Origin of the sequence: Pseudomonas chlororaphis subsp. piscium (assembly GCF_003850345.1) — a bacterium.
GTDB lineage: Bacteria > Pseudomonadota > Gammaproteobacteria > Pseudomonadales > Pseudomonadaceae > Aquipseudomonas > Aquipseudomonas piscium.
The window spans coordinates 6,620,777-6,634,657 of the sequence record NZ_CP027707.1 but is presented as its reverse complement, the minus strand read 5'-3'; the positions used below and the strand labels follow the sequence as shown (position 1 = coordinate 6,634,657).

At 64.6% G+C, this 13,881-nt stretch carries 14 protein-coding genes; 4 read left to right on the top strand and 10 right to left on the bottom strand.

The features are described from left to right. Positions 1 to 247: 247 nt before the first annotated feature. Together C4K38_RS30245 and mutM are read left to right on the top strand one after the other, a co-directional pair. Complete coding sequence (locus C4K38_RS30245) at positions 248 to 1,060, top strand: HDOD domain-containing protein (protein ID WP_164487054.1); 813 nt, start codon at positions 248 to 250, stop codon at positions 1,058 to 1,060. A gap of 34 nt (positions 1,061 to 1,094) precedes the next feature. Continuing rightward, entirely contained in the window at positions 1,095 to 1,907 is an 813-nt protein-coding gene (gene mutM / locus C4K38_RS30240; RefSeq protein ID WP_053281292.1) for a bifunctional DNA-formamidopyrimidine glycosylase/DNA-(apurinic or apyrimidinic site) lyase, read from the top strand. 108 nt (positions 1,908 to 2,015) lie between these two features. Here the strand turns inward: mutM and C4K38_RS30235 are convergent, their stop codons facing one another. From C4K38_RS30235 to C4K38_RS30215, 5 genes are all read right to left on the bottom strand, one after another. Further along, the gene (locus C4K38_RS30235) at positions 2,016 to 2,267 is read right to left on the bottom strand and encodes a YfhL family 4Fe-4S dicluster ferredoxin (protein ID WP_007921257.1); all 252 of its coding nucleotides are present in this window, start codon (positions 2,265 to 2,267) and stop codon (positions 2,016 to 2,018) included. 148 nt (positions 2,268 to 2,415) lie between these two features. Next, a complete protein-coding gene (gene coaD, locus C4K38_RS30230; RefSeq protein ID WP_003229157.1) occupies positions 2,416 to 2,895 on the bottom strand; it encodes a pantetheine-phosphate adenylyltransferase in 480 nt (159 codons plus the stop codon). A gap of 115 nt (positions 2,896 to 3,010) precedes the next feature. Beyond that, positions 3,011 to 4,606 (bottom strand): GMC family oxidoreductase, encoded by a 1,596-nt coding sequence (locus C4K38_RS30225; RefSeq protein ID WP_053281291.1) that lies wholly within the window; start codon positions 4,604 to 4,606, stop codon positions 3,011 to 3,013. 56 nt (positions 4,607 to 4,662) lie between these two features. Further along, positions 4,663 to 5,208, bottom strand: coding sequence for a hypothetical protein (locus tag C4K38_RS30220; protein ID WP_053281290.1), 546 nt, complete (start codon positions 5,206 to 5,208; stop codon positions 4,663 to 4,665). Between the two features lie 28 nt (positions 5,209 to 5,236). Further along, positions 5,237 to 6,667, bottom strand: coding sequence for a coniferyl aldehyde dehydrogenase (locus C4K38_RS30215; protein ID WP_053281289.1), 1,431 nt, complete (start codon positions 6,665 to 6,667; stop codon positions 5,237 to 5,239). Positions 6,668 to 6,813: 146 nt separating this feature from the next. Here C4K38_RS30215 and C4K38_RS30210 point away from each other — a divergent pair, with 146 nt between their 5' ends. Together C4K38_RS30210 and C4K38_RS30205 are read left to right on the top strand one after the other, a co-directional pair. After that, a complete protein-coding gene (locus C4K38_RS30210; protein ID WP_025807160.1) occupies positions 6,814 to 7,485 on the top strand; it encodes a TetR/AcrR family transcriptional regulator in 672 nt (223 codons plus the stop codon). Between the two features lie 39 nt (positions 7,486 to 7,524). Beyond that, a complete protein-coding gene (locus C4K38_RS30205; protein WP_053281288.1) occupies positions 7,525 to 8,379 on the top strand; it encodes a sulfurtransferase in 855 nt (284 codons plus the stop codon). A gap of 134 nt (positions 8,380 to 8,513) precedes the next feature. Here C4K38_RS30205 and C4K38_RS30200 read toward each other — a convergent pair whose 3' ends face one another. The 5 genes from C4K38_RS30200 to C4K38_RS30180 form a co-directional block, all read right to left on the bottom strand. Beyond that, complete coding sequence (locus C4K38_RS30200; RefSeq protein WP_053281287.1) at positions 8,514 to 9,347, bottom strand: AraC family transcriptional regulator; 834 nt, start codon at positions 9,345 to 9,347, stop codon at positions 8,514 to 8,516. Then, positions 9,344 to 10,348 carry a hydrolase gene (locus tag C4K38_RS30195; RefSeq protein WP_053281286.1) on the bottom strand — a complete coding sequence of 335 codons (1,005 nt, stop codon included), beginning with the start codon at positions 10,346 to 10,348 and terminating at the stop codon, positions 9,344 to 9,346. Before C4K38_RS30195 ends, C4K38_RS30200 begins: the two co-directional genes overlap by 4 nt. 63 nt (positions 10,349 to 10,411) lie before the next feature. Beyond that, a complete protein-coding gene (gene rsmD / locus C4K38_RS30190; protein WP_053281285.1) occupies positions 10,412 to 11,032 on the bottom strand; it encodes a 16S rRNA (guanine(966)-N(2))-methyltransferase RsmD in 621 nt (206 codons plus the stop codon). Beyond that, positions 11,032 to 12,522, bottom strand: coding sequence for a M16 family metallopeptidase (locus tag C4K38_RS30185; RefSeq protein WP_053281284.1), 1,491 nt, complete (start codon positions 12,520 to 12,522; stop codon positions 11,032 to 11,034). The genes rsmD and C4K38_RS30185 overlap by 1 nt, the downstream gene beginning before the upstream one ends. Next, positions 12,515 to 13,870 (bottom strand): M16 family metallopeptidase, encoded by a 1,356-nt coding sequence (locus C4K38_RS30180; RefSeq protein WP_009051328.1) that lies wholly within the window; start codon positions 13,868 to 13,870, stop codon positions 12,515 to 12,517. Before C4K38_RS30180 ends, C4K38_RS30185 begins: the two co-directional genes overlap by 8 nt. Positions 13,871 to 13,881: the final 11 nt, after the last annotated feature.

The following is a 13,881-nucleotide window of genomic DNA, read 5'->3' as shown; positions in this document are numbered from 1 at the left end:
AAGAGCGGGAGTATAACGTGTTGCGCTCGCCGAGAGGCTGGCGAGTGGATATGCGGTGACAGGGCAGGCCAGCCATGGATATCCCGCGCCTGGCCCGGCGTTGCCCTGGGGCGCCCGTTGTAAAGTTCCTTTCGGGTGGCCATGGGCGCCTTTTAAAGGGTTAGAATCGCCGCCTAGTCCAGAGTACGTATTTATGTCCCAAGAGCTTTCCGCCGAACAGATTCAACAGGCCCTGCAAGGTATCAGCGTGCCGCCCCAACCGCAGATCATGGTGGATTTGCAGATGGAGCAGTACATGCCCGACCCCGACCTGGAAGTGATCGCGCGGCTGATCTCCCAGGACCCGGGCCTTTCCGGCGCCCTGCTGAAAATCGTCAACTCGCCGTATTACGGGCTGAGCAACAAGATCGCCTCGATCCAGCGCGCGGTGAACCTGCTGGGCAGCCGTTCGATCATCAACCTGATCAACGCGCAGTCGATCAAGGGCGAGATGAGTGACGAAACCATCGTCACCCTCAACCGTTTCTGGGACACCGCCCAGGACGTGGCGATGACCTGCCTGACCCTGGCCAAGCGCACCGGCTCGCAGGCGGTCGACGAGGCCTACGCCCTGGGGTTGTTCCACGATTGCGGCGTGCCGCTGATGCTCAAGCGCTTCCCCGACTACATGACGGTGCTGGAAGAGGCCTACGCCAGTGCGAGCCCCGAGAACCGGGTGGTGGATACGGAAAATCGGGTGTTCAATACCAACCACGCGGTGGTCGGTTATTACACGGCCAAGTCCTGGCGCCTGCCGGAGCACGTGACCAACGCCATCGCCAATCACCACAACGCCCTGGCGATCTTCAGCGACGAGTCGTCGCGCAACAGCCAGCTGAAGAACCTGCTGGCGATCCTGAAAATGGCCGAGCATATCTGTGCGTCCTACCGGGTGCTGGGCAATCAGGTCGATGATCATGAATGGAACAGCATCGGCCATCTGATCCTCGATTACGTCGGCCTGTCCGACTACGACTTCGAGAACCTCAAGGAAACCGTGCGCGAACTGGGCGCGCACTGATTCCCGACCACGTTATAGAGAACACGAGGCGCACATGCCTGAATTACCGGAAGTGGAAACCACCCGGCGCGGTATCGCGCCGCACCTGGAAGGGCAGCGCGTCAGCCGCGTGATCATGCGCGAGCGGCGCCTGCGCTGGCCGATTCCGGAAGACCTCGATGTGCGCCTGTCCGGCCAGCAGATCGTCAAGGTCGAGCGCCGCGCCAAGTACCTGTTGATCAATGCCGAAGTCGGCACCCTGATCAGTCACCTGGGCATGTCGGGCAACCTGCGTCTGGTGGAGGTCGGCCTGCCGGCGGCCAAGCATGAGCATGTGGACATCGAGCTGGAGTCCGGCCTGGCCCTGCGCTACACCGACCCGCGGCGCTTTGGCGCGATGCTCTGGAGCCTCGACCCGCTCCATCACGAGCTGCTGATCCGCCTGGGGCCGGAGCCGCTGACCGACCTGTTCGACGGCGAACGCCTGTATCAGCTGTCGCGGGGGCGTTCGATGGCGGTCAAGCCGTTCATCATGGACAACGCGGTGGTGGTGGGGGTGGGCAATATTTACGCGACCGAAGCGCTGTTCGCCGCCGGCATCGACCCGCGTCGCGAAGCCAAGGGGATTTCCCGGGCGCGCTACCTGAAGCTGGCGATCGAGATCAAGCGCATCCTGGCCGCGGCCATCGAGCGCGGCGGTACCACCTTGCGCGACTTTATCGGCGGCGACGGGCAGCCGGGCTATTTCCAGCAGGAGCTGTTCGTCTACGGGCGCGGCGGGGAACACTGCAAGGTCTGTGGCACGGGGCTGCGCGAGATCAAGCTGGGGCAGCGTGCGAGCGTGTATTGCCCTAAATGCCAGAGCTGAAAAGCATCGCGGGCAAGCCTCGCTCCTACCAGCTCTGGTGAACCGTAGGAGCGAGCGGGCGGCGATCCGACTTGCCCGCGATAACGTCCTTGCAGACAACGTCAGGCTTCAAGCCTTACCGGTGATCTTCCGGTACTTGGCCATCAACTCTTCTTCGGTTTCCGGGTGGGCCTCGTCCAGTGGGATGCAATCCACCGGGCAGACCTGCTGGCATTGCGGCTCGTCATAGTGGCCGACACATTGGGTGCACAGGTTCGGGTCGATCACGTAGATCTCTTCGCCTTGAGAGATCGCGGCGTTCGGGCACTCGGGTTCGCAGACGTCGCAATTGATGCAGTCGTCGGTGATGATCAGGGACATGGGGCACTCCGGCCGGGGCGGCGGGCCCAGGCATTTGAAAAACCAATGGCGCAATTGTGCCGCATTGGCGAGCGCAGTGCACGCGGGCTCGATGGGAGGAGCGTTTGCAGGGTGACTGCGCGGAAGCCGGCGTGGGCTCCCGCGGGGGTTATTTCTTGAAGCGCAGGGTCAGGGCGTCGGCCACGGCCGGATGCACGAACTTGCTGATATCGCCGCCCAATGCCGCGATTTCCCGGACCAGGGTCGAGGAAATGAACGAATAACGCTCTGACGGCGTGAGGAACAGGCTTTCCACGTCCGGCGCCAGTTGGCGGTTCATGTTGGCCAGCTGGAATTCGTATTCGAAGTCCGAAACCGCCCGCAGCCCCCGCAGGAAGACATTGGCGTTCTGCTCCTTGGCGAAATGCGCCAGCAGCGTGGAAAAACCGACGACTTCAACGTTCGGCAGATGCTTGGTGACCTCGCGAGCCAGTTCCACACGCTGTTCCAGGGGGAAAAGCGGGTTTTTCTTCGGGCTGGCGGCGACGGCGATGATCACATGATCGAACAGGCGCGAGGCGCGTTCGACCAGATCGCCATGGCCCTTGGTAATAGGGTCGAAGGTACCTGGGTACAACACTCGGTTCATCGCGTCGTCCTGGCGGGAGTCCGTTGGGGAGTCGGATGGTATCGCAGCCTTTCCGGTCGGCCAAGTCGCCTGTAACGGAAGAAAGCACTATAGACGACGAAAATAAGCGGCGTTTTCACCCGCTTTTCAGCCGTTCGGCCAAGGCCGTGGCCAGTTGCGCGGTCAGGCCGTAGACCGACAATTGGGGGTTGGCGCCGATACTGGTGGGGAACAGCGAACCGTCGTGGATCGACAGATTAGCCAGTTGGTGATGGCGGCCCAGGCTGTCGGCGACGGCGTTTTTCGGGTCTTCGCCCATGGCGCAACCGCCCATCACATGGGCGCTGCCCAGGCGAGTGCGGTACAGCGCAAGGTTCAGGCCGTCGATCAGTGTCCTGGCCTCGGCCAGGGTCTTCACGTAGCGGGCATCGCTGTGCATCGGCATGACCGCCCTGGCACCACCGGCGAACTGGATCTCCGCCATGCTGTGAAAGGCCCGACGCACGCCGTCCCAGGCGTAATCCGAGACCTGATAGTCGAGCACTGGCGAGCCGTCGCCGCGCAGTTCCACGCTGCCGCCGCTGCTGTCCGGGTGAAAACCGTCGCGCAGCAGCGCGAGCATGGCGTGGGTGTGGGGCAGTTGCTGCATGTTCAGGGCGCTCTGCGGGCCGAAACCGCCGAGCAGGGTAGCAGCCAGTGCCGGTTGCAGCGGCGGCACCTCGAGCTTGTAGGACATCTTGCCGGTGGTGCCGTCCTGCCATTGGAAATGATCGGAGTAGATCGACTGCGGCGCGCCGTAGAAGGGGTTGATCACCTGGTCGAACTGCCCGGCGGAGAAGTTCACCAGGTGCAGGAAGGTGCGTTTGCCCAGGCGTTTGTGCGGGTCGGCGGCGTCGGAGCGCAGCAGCAGGGCCGGGCTGTTGATCCCGCCGCCGGCCAGCACGTAGTGCCGGGCCTTGACCTTGATGGTGCGCCCGGTGGGCGCCACGCAGCGTTCGTCCATGGCCAGGCAGAGCAGGCTCTCGACCTGGTCGCCCTTGATCTGCAGGCGCTCGGCGCGGGTCAGGTACAGCAGCTCGCCGCCTTTCTCCAGGGTCGCGGGAATGGTGGTGACCAGCATCGACTGCTTGGCGTTGGTCGGGCAGCCCATGCCGCAATAGCCGAGGTTCCAGCAGCCGCGCACGTTGCGCGGGATCACGTGCCAGCTGTAGCCGAGCTTCTCGCAGCCGATCCTGATCACATCGTTGTTGGCGTTGGGCGGCATGATCCACGGGGCGACGCCCAGGCGTTGCTCCATCTTCGCGAACCAGGGCGCCATCTCGGCCGGGCTGTGGCCTTTGACGTCGTGTTCCTTGGCCCAGTGCTCCAGGGTCGGCTCGGGGGTACGGAAGCTGGAGGTCCAGTTGATCAGGGTGGTGCCGCCGACCGCGCGGCCTTGCAGGATGGTGATGGCGCCATCCTTGCTCATGCGGCCGATGCCTTCCTGATAGAGATTGGCGTAGGCCTGGTCCTCGAGCATCTTGAAGTCGTCGCTGGTCTTGAGCGGCCCTTCTTCGATCAGCAGCACCTTGTAGCCGGCGGCGCTGAGGATCTCGGCAGTGGTGCCGCCGCCCGCGCCGCTGCCGATGATGGCGACATCCGCTTCGAGGGTCAGGTCCTCCTGCAATTGCGAGCCGTTGTAGGTTTTCCAGCCTCGGGCCAGGCCTTCGCGAAACAGATCGGGTACGGGCATATCAGGCGCTCTCTTGTTGTTCTGTATTTCTGTAGTCGCTGCCGCGGGGGGCGTTGTCAGATCCTGGGCGGCCCGGGATAACCGCAATGGGCCCAGGATTCGGGGCAGCTGTACCAGGCCATCATCACCAGTTGCAGCAGGGACGCGTGGCCTATGCGCAGCAGGCTGAGGGAGCTGTTTTCCCAGCGTTCGAGGAAGTGTCGGATATCCTCGGCGCTGGCGCTTTCCCAGCTGCCCCAGATGCCGGTCAGGGGGCCGCGCGTGATACCCATGCCCAGCACGTCGAACAGCTGGCGGGTGAGCTTGAGCATTTCCGGCGACAGATGGTCGAGGCTGTGATCCAGGCTTTTCAGGGCGGCGTCGAGCGCCGTCGGCAGTTTCTCGGCGGCCACGGCGCCGTCGAGCATGACCGGGATCAGCGCCCGCAGCACCGGCAGGTCGCTGCTGCGCAATGCGGCAAAGCCGCTGGCTGCGGTACTGGACGAGCAGCCGCTGAGGCTGGCGCCGATACCGGCGGTGGTCAGGAACGCGCTGGCGCACAGGCCGATTTTCAACAGGCCACGGCGCGACAGTACGGGTGCTGCAGGCAGGCTGGGAGTCATTATTGTTATTACCCGGCAAATGGTCTGGTTAGCGGATGAACAGCTTCTGGATCAGCTTCTGGATCGGTTTGCCATAGGGCGGGTAGATCAGCCGCGCGGCATTCAGGCGCTGTTTGCTCAGCACGCCCTTGGCCTTGCTGAAGGTCAGGAAGCCTTCGTGACCGTGGTAATGGCCCATGCCCGAGTGGCCGATGCCGCCGAACGGCATGTCGTCCTGGGCGACGTGTAGCAGGGTGTCGTTGAGGCAGACCCCGCCCGAGTGGGTTTCGTTGAGTACCCGGTTCTGTTCGGCCTTGTCGTAGCCGAAGTAGTAGAGCGCCAGGGGGCGAGGGCGCTGGTTGATATAGGCGAAGGCCTGGTCCAGCCCGGTGTAGGGCACGATCGGCAGGATCGGGCCGAAGATCTCATCCTGCATCACCGTCATGTCGTCGCTGACATTGAGCATCAGGCTGTGGCCCATGCGCCGTTCCTGGTTCTCCTCGAACAGCGGGATCAGCAGCGCGCCCTTGCTGGTGGCGTCGCTGATGTAGCTGTTCAGGCGCGCCAGTTGCCGCGGGTTGATGATCGCGGTGTAGTCGGGGTTGTCGACCAGGGTTGGGAAGAAACCACGGACCACCTGGCGATAGGCATCGACGAAGGCGCCGACGCGGTGTTCCGGGACCAGCACGTAATCCGGGGCGACGCAGGTCTGGCCGGCATTCATGGTCTTGCCGAAGGCGATGCGTTCGGCGGCGTCCTTGAGCGGTACGTCGTCGGAAACGATGGCCGGGGACTTGCCACCCAGCTCCAGGGTCACCGGGGTCAGGTTTTCCGCGGCGGCGCGCATCACATGCTTGCCGATGCTGGTGGCGCCGGTGAACAGCAGGTGATCGAAGGGCAGCCGGGAGAAGGCCGCGCCCACGTCGGCTTCGCCCAGCACCACGGCGACCAGGTCCTCGGGGAACGCCTTGGCCAGCAGGCGCTTGAGCAGCAGGCCGGTGGCGGGGGTCGATTCGCTGAGCTTGAGCAGTACCCGGTTGCCGGCGGCGAGCGCGCCCACCAGCGGGCCGATGGCCAGGTACAGCGGGTAGTTCCACGGCACGATCACTCCGACCACGCCCAATGGCTGGTAGACGACCTTGGCTGAGGCCGGTTGAAAGGCTACGCCGACTTTGCGCCGCGAAGGCTTCATCCAGCCCTTGAGGTGTTTGCTGGCGTAGTGGATGCCATGCAGGCTGGGCATGATTTCGGCGAGCAGGGTTTCGTCGGCGCTGCGATGGCTGAAATCTTCGCTGATGGCATCGATCAGGGCCTGGCGTTCGCTATCGAGCAGGTCGCGCAGGCTCTTGAGCCATTGCTGGCGCTGGGCGGCCGGTGGCATGGGGTTAGCCGCGAAGGCCTGGCGCTGGGCGGCGAACAGACGGTGGAGCTCATCCAGCTGCTGGTGGGCTTCCGGCAAGTAGGCGATTTCGGCAGACATGGGCGGCTCCGGTTTTTATGGGGTGGAGGATTTTTAGAGTTTATACTCTAAAATGTCAAATGACATCCCGGGCCAGCTTTGATTTATCCCGTTGGGGATAGGTCGTAAGATGCCGGGCAACGCCTTCTCGATTAAAGCCCACGCTCATGGCCCCACGCATAAAAACCCGCGAACGTATCGTCCAGAACAGCCTGGAGCTGTTCAACCAGCAAGGCGAACGCAGTGTCAGCACCAACCACATTGCCGCCCACATGGAGATTTCGCCGGGCAACCTGTATTACCACTTCCCCAACAAGCAGGCGATCATCGCCGTGCTGTTCTGCGAGTACGAAGCCCTGGTCGACAGCTTCCTGCGCCTGCCCCAGGGCCGCACCGTGACCGTGGAGGACAAGCGCTATTACCTGCAGGAGCTGCTGGCCGCCATGTGGCGCTATCGCTTCCTGCACCGCGACCTGGAACACCTGCTCGACAGCGACGCCGAACTGGCCGCCCGTTATCGACGCTTCTCCCAGCGCTGCCTGATCCACGGCACGGCGATCTACGCCGGTTTCGTCGAGGCCGGCATCCTCAGGATGGACAAGGTGCAGATCGAGTCCCTGACCCTCAATGCCTGGATCATCCTCACCTCCTGGGTGCGTTTTTTGTGCACCACCCGGGAAAACTCCGCGCACCTGAGCGAAGAAGCCATCAAGCGCGGCGTGTATCAGGTGCTGGTGCTGGAAGCCGGATTCGTCACCGACCACGCCCGGGAGGCAGTCGACGCGCTGTACGACGAGTTTTACGTGCCCCTGGCGCAAGCCCTGGAAGAAGTGCAGTAGGATCTGGATCAAGTCATCGTTCAATTACTGGAGCCCGTCATGCCCATCGCGCAACTGATCAGTCCACAGCAATTGGCCGCTCGCCTGGAGCAGCCCGGGCTGGTGATTCTCGATTGTCGTTTTGCCCTGGAAGACCCGGATTACGGCCAGCGCAGTTATGCCGGAGGGCATCTGGCCGGCGCGCATTTTGCCGACCTGGAGCGCGATCTCAGTGGCCCGGTGGTCAAGGGCGTGACCGGGCGCCATCCGCTGCCCGAACCGGTGACGCTGATCGCCCGCCTGCAGGCCTGGGGCATCGACGCCGACAGTGACATCGTGCTTTACGACGACGGCCCCGGCGCCTATGCCGCCCGGGCCTGGTGGCTGTTGGCCTGGCTGGGCAAGCGCGATGGTGTGTTCATTCTCGATGGCGGCCTGAAAGCTTGGCACGCCGCGGGCTTGCCGTTGAGCCTGGATCCGCCGACCAATGTTCTCGGCCACTTCACTGGCCAGCCCGACAAATCCCTGCTGCTGAGTGCCGAGCAACTGCAAAAACGCCTCGGCCAGCCGACCCTGACCCTGCTCGACGCCCGCGGCCAGCCACGCTTTCGCGGCGAAGTGGAACCGATCGACCCGGTGGCCGGGCATATCCCCGGCGCGCAATGCGCGGCCTTCACCGACAACCTGGGCAGCGACGGCCGTTTTCTGCCGGCCGACCAGCTCAAGAAGCGCTTTGCCGCGAAGCTGGGCGAGCGTTCGCCGACCGAGCTGGTGGCGTACTGCGGCTCGGGCGTGACCGCCTGTCACAACCTGTTCGCCCTGTGCCTGGCCGGTTATCCCCTGGGCAGCCTGTATGCCGGCTCCTGGAGCGAGTGGATCACCGATCCGCAGCGCGCGGTCGCCACGGGCGACTGAACCCCCTCACCGTAGGAGCGAAGCTTGCTCGCGAAAAATGGCCCAGGCGGCGCGGTTCGGCAGAAAGAACGCAGCGCCTGGATCGCGAGCAATCGAGCGTCGACCAGCTGCTCCTACAGAAGACAGGCGTTGTCTCAGAGGGACTGGCGGGCGCTGCGATAGGCCGCCGGCCCCACGCCGTAGACCTGCTTGAACTGCCGGCTCAGATGGCTCTGGTCGGCGAACCCCAATTGTGTCGCCACTTCCAGCGGCAGGCAGCCGTCGCGCAGCAGTGCCCGGGCCTGGGCGATGCGTTGTTGCATCAGCCAGGTGTGCGGCGGCATGCCGGTGGCGCGACGGAATACCCGGGCGAAATGGAAGGGCGAGAGATTCACCGCTGCGGCCAGCTCTTCCAGGGAGGGCGGGGCAGCCAGCTGTGCTTGCAGCAACTCCTTGGCCTGGACAATCGCCCGGTGTTCCCGCCCGGGTTCGCCCGGCGCCTTGACTCCGGCATGACGTCGCAGCAGCAAGAGCATCATTTCCCGCCACAGGGTCTGTTGTTGCAGGGCGGTGGCCGGGCTTTCCAGCAATTGGTGCAACTGGCAGAAGCCGCTGACCAGATCGGGGTCGCGATACAGCGTGGCGCCGAAGGCCGGCAGGCTGTCGGTGGGCAATTCCAGTTCGCCCAGCATGGCGAGGATCTGCGCGTTGTCCGGATAAAACGCCCGGTACAGCCAGCCGTCCTCGGTGCCCTTGTGGCCGGTGTGCAGCTCGTCCGGGTTGATCAGCACCAGGGTGCCGCGCCCCGCCAGGTGCTCGGCGCCGCGATAACGGTAGCGCTGGGCGCCGTCCATGATCATGCCGATCACATAACCGTCATGCACATGGGGCACGAAACGATGCTCGATATAACGCGCGGCCAGCAACTCCACGCCGGCCAGGGGCGCGGTCTGCCAGAAACGGATCGATTCGCCCTGGCCGCTGTTCATCGCGGCTCGTCCCCCAGGTCGGACAACCACTGGGGAATGCGCCGTTCCAGGTAATAACCCGGGGTCTTCACCGAGCCATCGACAAAGCCGACGTGCCCACCCTTGGCCTGCAGCTCGAAGTGGATGCTGCCGGACAGCTCGCGGGCTTCCGGCAGGCTGTGGGGGAACACGAAAGGATCGTCCGCGGCCTGGATGATCAGGGTGCTGGTGCGGATTTCACCGAGGAAATAGCGGCTGGAGGCGCGCCGGTAATAGTCCTGGGCATCGGTAAAGCCATTCAGCGGCGCGGTGACCCGGCCGTCGAAGTCCCAGAAGGTGCGCATCTTTTCCAGCGGCCCGAGCCGCTCCAGCACGGCCAGGCCCTCATGGCGCCCGTCGTGCTGGAACTGGCGCTGCTTGTCCTTGATGTAGGCCAGCATCTCGCGCATGAAATGCGCCTGGTAGACCTTGGAAAAGCCCTGGTCGATGCGGTCGGCGCACTGGTCCAGGCGAAACGGCACCGACACTGCGACGGCACCTTGCAACTGGCTGGCGCTGCCGCTTTCCCCCAGGTGCTTGAGCAATACATTGCCGCCCAGCGAATAGCCCACCGCGAACAGCGGGGCCAGCGGGCGTTTGCTGCGCAGGTGGTCGATGGCGGCGGCCAGGTCTTCGCTGGCCCCTGAATGGTAGCTGCGTGGCAGCAGGTTGGGTTCGCCCGAGCAGCCACGCCAGTTCAGCGCCGCGCTGGCCCAGCCCTGGTTTGCCAGGGCCTTTTGCAGGCCGGCCACGTAAGGCGAGTTGGAAGAACCGGTCAGGCCGTGCAGCACCAGCACCAGAGGCGCGGTGGCGGAGTGGGGGCCGTGCCAGTCGAGATCGAGAAAGTCGCCGTCGTCGAGCCACAGGCGTTCGCGCTGGCGCTCGAGGTGGGTGGTCTTGCGCCACAGCGGGCCCCACAGGGTTTGCAGGTGCGGGTTGCCGAGGCCGAAGGCGGGAGTGAAACGATCTGACGGAGTAGGCACGGTGATTCTCGTAGCAGCGGTGCGCATCCCCGGCGGGCTGCGCACCTTTTTCAGGCCGGTGGGTCAGCCGGCGATCTCTGCCATACGTTGCCACAAGGCGTAGTACACCTGCCCGGATTTTTGCTCGCGGTGCAGGCGCCAGTTGGCCGGAAGGCCGAGGGTCGAAGGCGCGGTTTCACTTTCGGTATAGACCCAGGCGTCGTCGGCCAGCCAGTCGCGTTCTTCCAGCAGGGCACAGGCGGCCGGCAGCAGGTTCTGATGGAACGGTGGGTCGAGGAACACCAGGTCGAAACGGTTGGCTGGCTGGGTTTCCAGATAACGCAGGGCGTCGGCGGTCTGCACCTGGCCGACGGTGCAGCGCAGGGTGCCCAGGTGCTCGCGCAGGCGCGACACGGCCAGGTTGCTGGCATCCAGCGCCTGGCCCATGGCGGCGCCACGGGACAGGGCTTCGAGAAACAGCGCGCCGCTGCCGGCGAACAGGTCGAGCACCTTGGCCCCGGCGACATAAGGTGCCAGCCAGTTGAACAGGGTTTCGCGCACCCGGTCCGGGGTCGGGCGCAGGCCCGGCACATCGGGGAAACTCAGGCGGCGGCTGCGCCACTCGCCGCCGATGATGCGCAGTTGGCCCACACCGTTGTGCTGGTTGTGGACGGGTTTCTTGCTGGGACGCGATGGGCTGGCCATTAGTGCTCCGGAACCCCGAGCGGCTGCTCGGCGGGTTTGTCAGTAGGGGCCGGCAACGGCTTTTGCGGCACGGTCGGGCCGGCGGTGACGATAACCGTCTTGTCCGCGCTCAGGTGCTTGTTCAGTACGTCCCGGACCTGCTCCACGGTCAGGCTTTGGGACTGCTGCATGAAGTCTTCAAGATAGCTCAGCGGCAGGTTGTAGAAGCCGATGGCGCCCAACTGGCCGACGATGTCGGCGTTGCTGGCGGTGGACAGCGGGAAGCTGCCGGCCAGCTCGCGCTTGGCGTCGTCGAGTTCCTTCTGGGTCGGGCCGGTCTTGAGGTAGTCGGCGAGCACGTCCTGCACCAGCTTGAGGGTGCCCTCGCTCATTTCTGCGCGGGTCTGCAGGTTGATCATGAACGGGCCACGGGCCTGCATCGGGCTGAAGCCGGAGTAGACACCGTAGGTCAGGCCGCGCTTCTCGCGCACTTCGCTCATCAGCCGGGTACCAAAACCGCCGCCGCCTAGGATCTGGTTGCCCAGGGACAGCGCGGCGTAATCCGGGTCGTCACGATCGATGCCCAGTTGCGCCAGCAGCAGGCTGGTCTGGCTGGACGGGTATTCGATATGGCCAATGCTGGCCTGTGGCTCGCTCGGTTGCGGGATTTTCGCCAGCGCCGGGCCTTTGGGCAGGGCGGCGGAGATCTGCGCGGCAATCGCCTCGGCATCGCTGCGCGACAGGTCGCCCACCAGGGCGATCACCACGTTGCCGGCGGCATAGGCCTTGGCGTGGAACGCCCGCAGCTGGGCCAGGCTGATCGGCGGCACGCTCTGTGCGGTGCCGTCGCTGGAATGGGCATACGGATGGCTGCCGTACAGGCGGTTCATCAGTTCCAGGCTCGCCAGCTTGCCGGGGTTCTGCTTCTGGTATTCGAAGCCGGCGAGCATCTGGTTCTTTATGCGCGCCAGGGAGTCGGCCGGGAAGGTCGGCTTGCCGACGACATCGGCGAACAGTTGCAGGGCCGGCGTGCGTTTGTCCGGCGCGCTCAGGCTGCGCAGAGAGGCGATGGCCATGTCCTTGTAGGCACCGTTGCCGAAATCGGCACCCAGGCCTTCGAAACCTTCGGCGATCGCGCCGACATCCTTGCCGGCCACGCCTTCGTTGAGCATGGCGTTGGTCAGCATCGCCAGGCCTGGTGCGTCGCCATCCTGGCTGCTGCCGGCGGCGAAGGTCAGGCGCATGTCGAACATCGGCAGCTCATGGGCTTCGACGAACAGCACCTTGGCGCCTTCAGCGGTGCTCCAGGTCTTGATGTCGAGGCTGCGGCGGCTCGGGGCCTTGCCGTCGAGCTCGGCCAGGGATTGCAGCTTCTGGCTGCTCTTGGCCTTGTCCAGCGCCTGGCTGGCGTTGGATTCGTTCGCCCGCAGCAGATAAAGGCCGGCAGCGATGATCAGGGCCACGAGTGCCAGGCCGAGCAGGACCGGGCTGGCGCTTTTGCGCTTACTCATGAGCGGACTCCTCAGGCAATACGTGGGCAACGCTCAGGCGTTCGCGAGTGAAATAGGTACGAGCGGCCTTCTGGATGTCTTCAGGGGTCACGCTTTGCAGTTCGGCGAGTTCGGTGTCCATGAGCTTCCAGGACAGGCCGACGGTTTCCAGCTGGCCGATGGCGGTGGCCTGGCTGGTGATGGAGTCACGCTCGTAGACCAGGCCAGCGATCACCTGGGCGCGCACGCGCTCCAGCTCTTCGGCGGTCGGCGGGGTGGTTTTCAGCTCTTCGAGCAAGCGCCACAACCCGGCTTCGGCTTGGGCGATGGTTTTCTTCTTCTGGCTGTTGGGCATGGCCGAAAGCAGGAACAGGCTGTCGCCGCGGGTGTAGGCGTCGAAGCTCGACGAGCCGCCGGACACCAGCTCTTCGCCGCGCTCCAGGCGGGTCGGGATGCGGGCACTGTAGCCGCCGTCGAGCAGCGCGGCGATCAGGCGCAGGGCGTGCACCGAATGCTTGTCTTCGGCGGTGGCGATGCTCGGCACGTTGAAGGCCAGCATCACGCTCGGCAGCTGGGTCTTCACCCGCAGGGTGATCTGCCGCTCGCCGGGCTCGGCCAGTTCCAGGGGAATCTTCGCCGCAGGCACGGCGCGCTTGGGAATGGCGCCGAAATAACGTTGGGCCAGGGTTTTGACTTCGTCCGGGGTGACGTCGCCGACCACCACCAGGGTGGCGTTGTTCGGCACATACCAGGACTCGTACCAATGGCGCAGTTCCTCGACCTTCATCCGGTTGAGGTCGGCCATCCAGCCGATGGTCGGCGTGTGGTAGCCGCTGGCCGGGTAGGCCATGGCCTTGAAGCGTTCGAAGGCCTTGGACATCGGCTTGTCGTCGGTGCGCAGGCGGCGCTCTTCCTTGATCACTTCGATTTCACGGCTGAATTCGTCCGGCGGCAGGCGCAGGCTGGCCATGCGATCGGCTTCCAGCTCGAAGGCCACGCCCAGGCGGTCACGGGCCAGCACCTGGTAATAGGCGGTGAAATCGTCGCTGGTGAAGGCGTTCTCTTCGGCGCCCAGGTCGCGCAGGATCAGCGAGGCTTCGCCGGGGCCGACTTTTTCGCTGCCCTTGAACATCATGTGTTCCAGGGCGTGGGATAAACCGGTCTGGCCCGGGGTTTCGTAGCTGGAACCGACTTTGTACCAGACCTGGGAAACCACGACCGGAGCCCGATGGTCTTCCCGGACCACGACCTTGAGGCCGTTGTCGAGGCTGAATTCGTGGGTGGGTTGTGGGTCGGCAGCCAAGGCCGAAAGGGGCAGACAAACCGTACTGAGCAGCAGGCCTGCGGCGCGGCGGGCTAGAGCATTCATTCGTTTTTTAA

Bases quoted from the DNA above. Each gene is read 5' to 3' on its own strand.
- mutM (WP_053281292.1), top strand. From the start codon at position 1,095: ATGCCTGAATTACCGGAAGTGGAAACCACCCGGCGCGGTATCGCGCCG.
- C4K38_RS30235 (WP_007921257.1), bottom strand. From the start codon at position 2,267: ATGTCCCTGATCATCACCGACGACTGCATCAATTGCGACGTCTGCGAA.
- coaD (WP_003229157.1), bottom strand. From the start codon at position 2,895: ATGAACCGAGTGTTGTACCCAGGTACCTTCGACCCTATTACCAAGGGC.
- C4K38_RS30225 (WP_053281291.1), bottom strand. From the start codon at position 4,606: ATGCCCGTACCCGATCTGTTTCGCGAAGGCCTGGCCCGAGGCTGGAAA.
- C4K38_RS30220 (WP_053281290.1), bottom strand. From the start codon at position 5,208: ATGACTCCCAGCCTGCCTGCAGCACCCGTACTGTCGCGCCGTGGCCTG.
- C4K38_RS30215 (WP_053281289.1), bottom strand. From the start codon at position 6,667: ATGTCTGCCGAAATCGCCTACTTGCCGGAAGCCCACCAGCAGCTGGAT.
- C4K38_RS30210 (WP_025807160.1), top strand. From the start codon at position 6,814: ATGGCCCCACGCATAAAAACCCGCGAACGTATCGTCCAGAACAGCCTG.
- C4K38_RS30205 (WP_053281288.1), top strand. From the start codon at position 7,525: ATGCCCATCGCGCAACTGATCAGTCCACAGCAATTGGCCGCTCGCCTG.
- C4K38_RS30200 (WP_053281287.1), bottom strand. From the start codon at position 9,347: ATGAACAGCGGCCAGGGCGAATCGATCCGTTTCTGGCAGACCGCGCCC.
- rsmD (WP_053281285.1), bottom strand. From the start codon at position 11,032: ATGGCCAGCCCATCGCGTCCCAGCAAGAAACCCGTCCACAACCAGCAC.
- C4K38_RS30185 (WP_053281284.1), bottom strand. From the start codon at position 12,522: ATGAGTAAGCGCAAAAGCGCCAGCCCGGTCCTGCTCGGCCTGGCACTC.
- C4K38_RS30180 (WP_009051328.1), bottom strand. From the start codon at position 13,870: ATGAATGCTCTAGCCCGCCGCGCCGCAGGCCTGCTGCTCAGTACGGTT.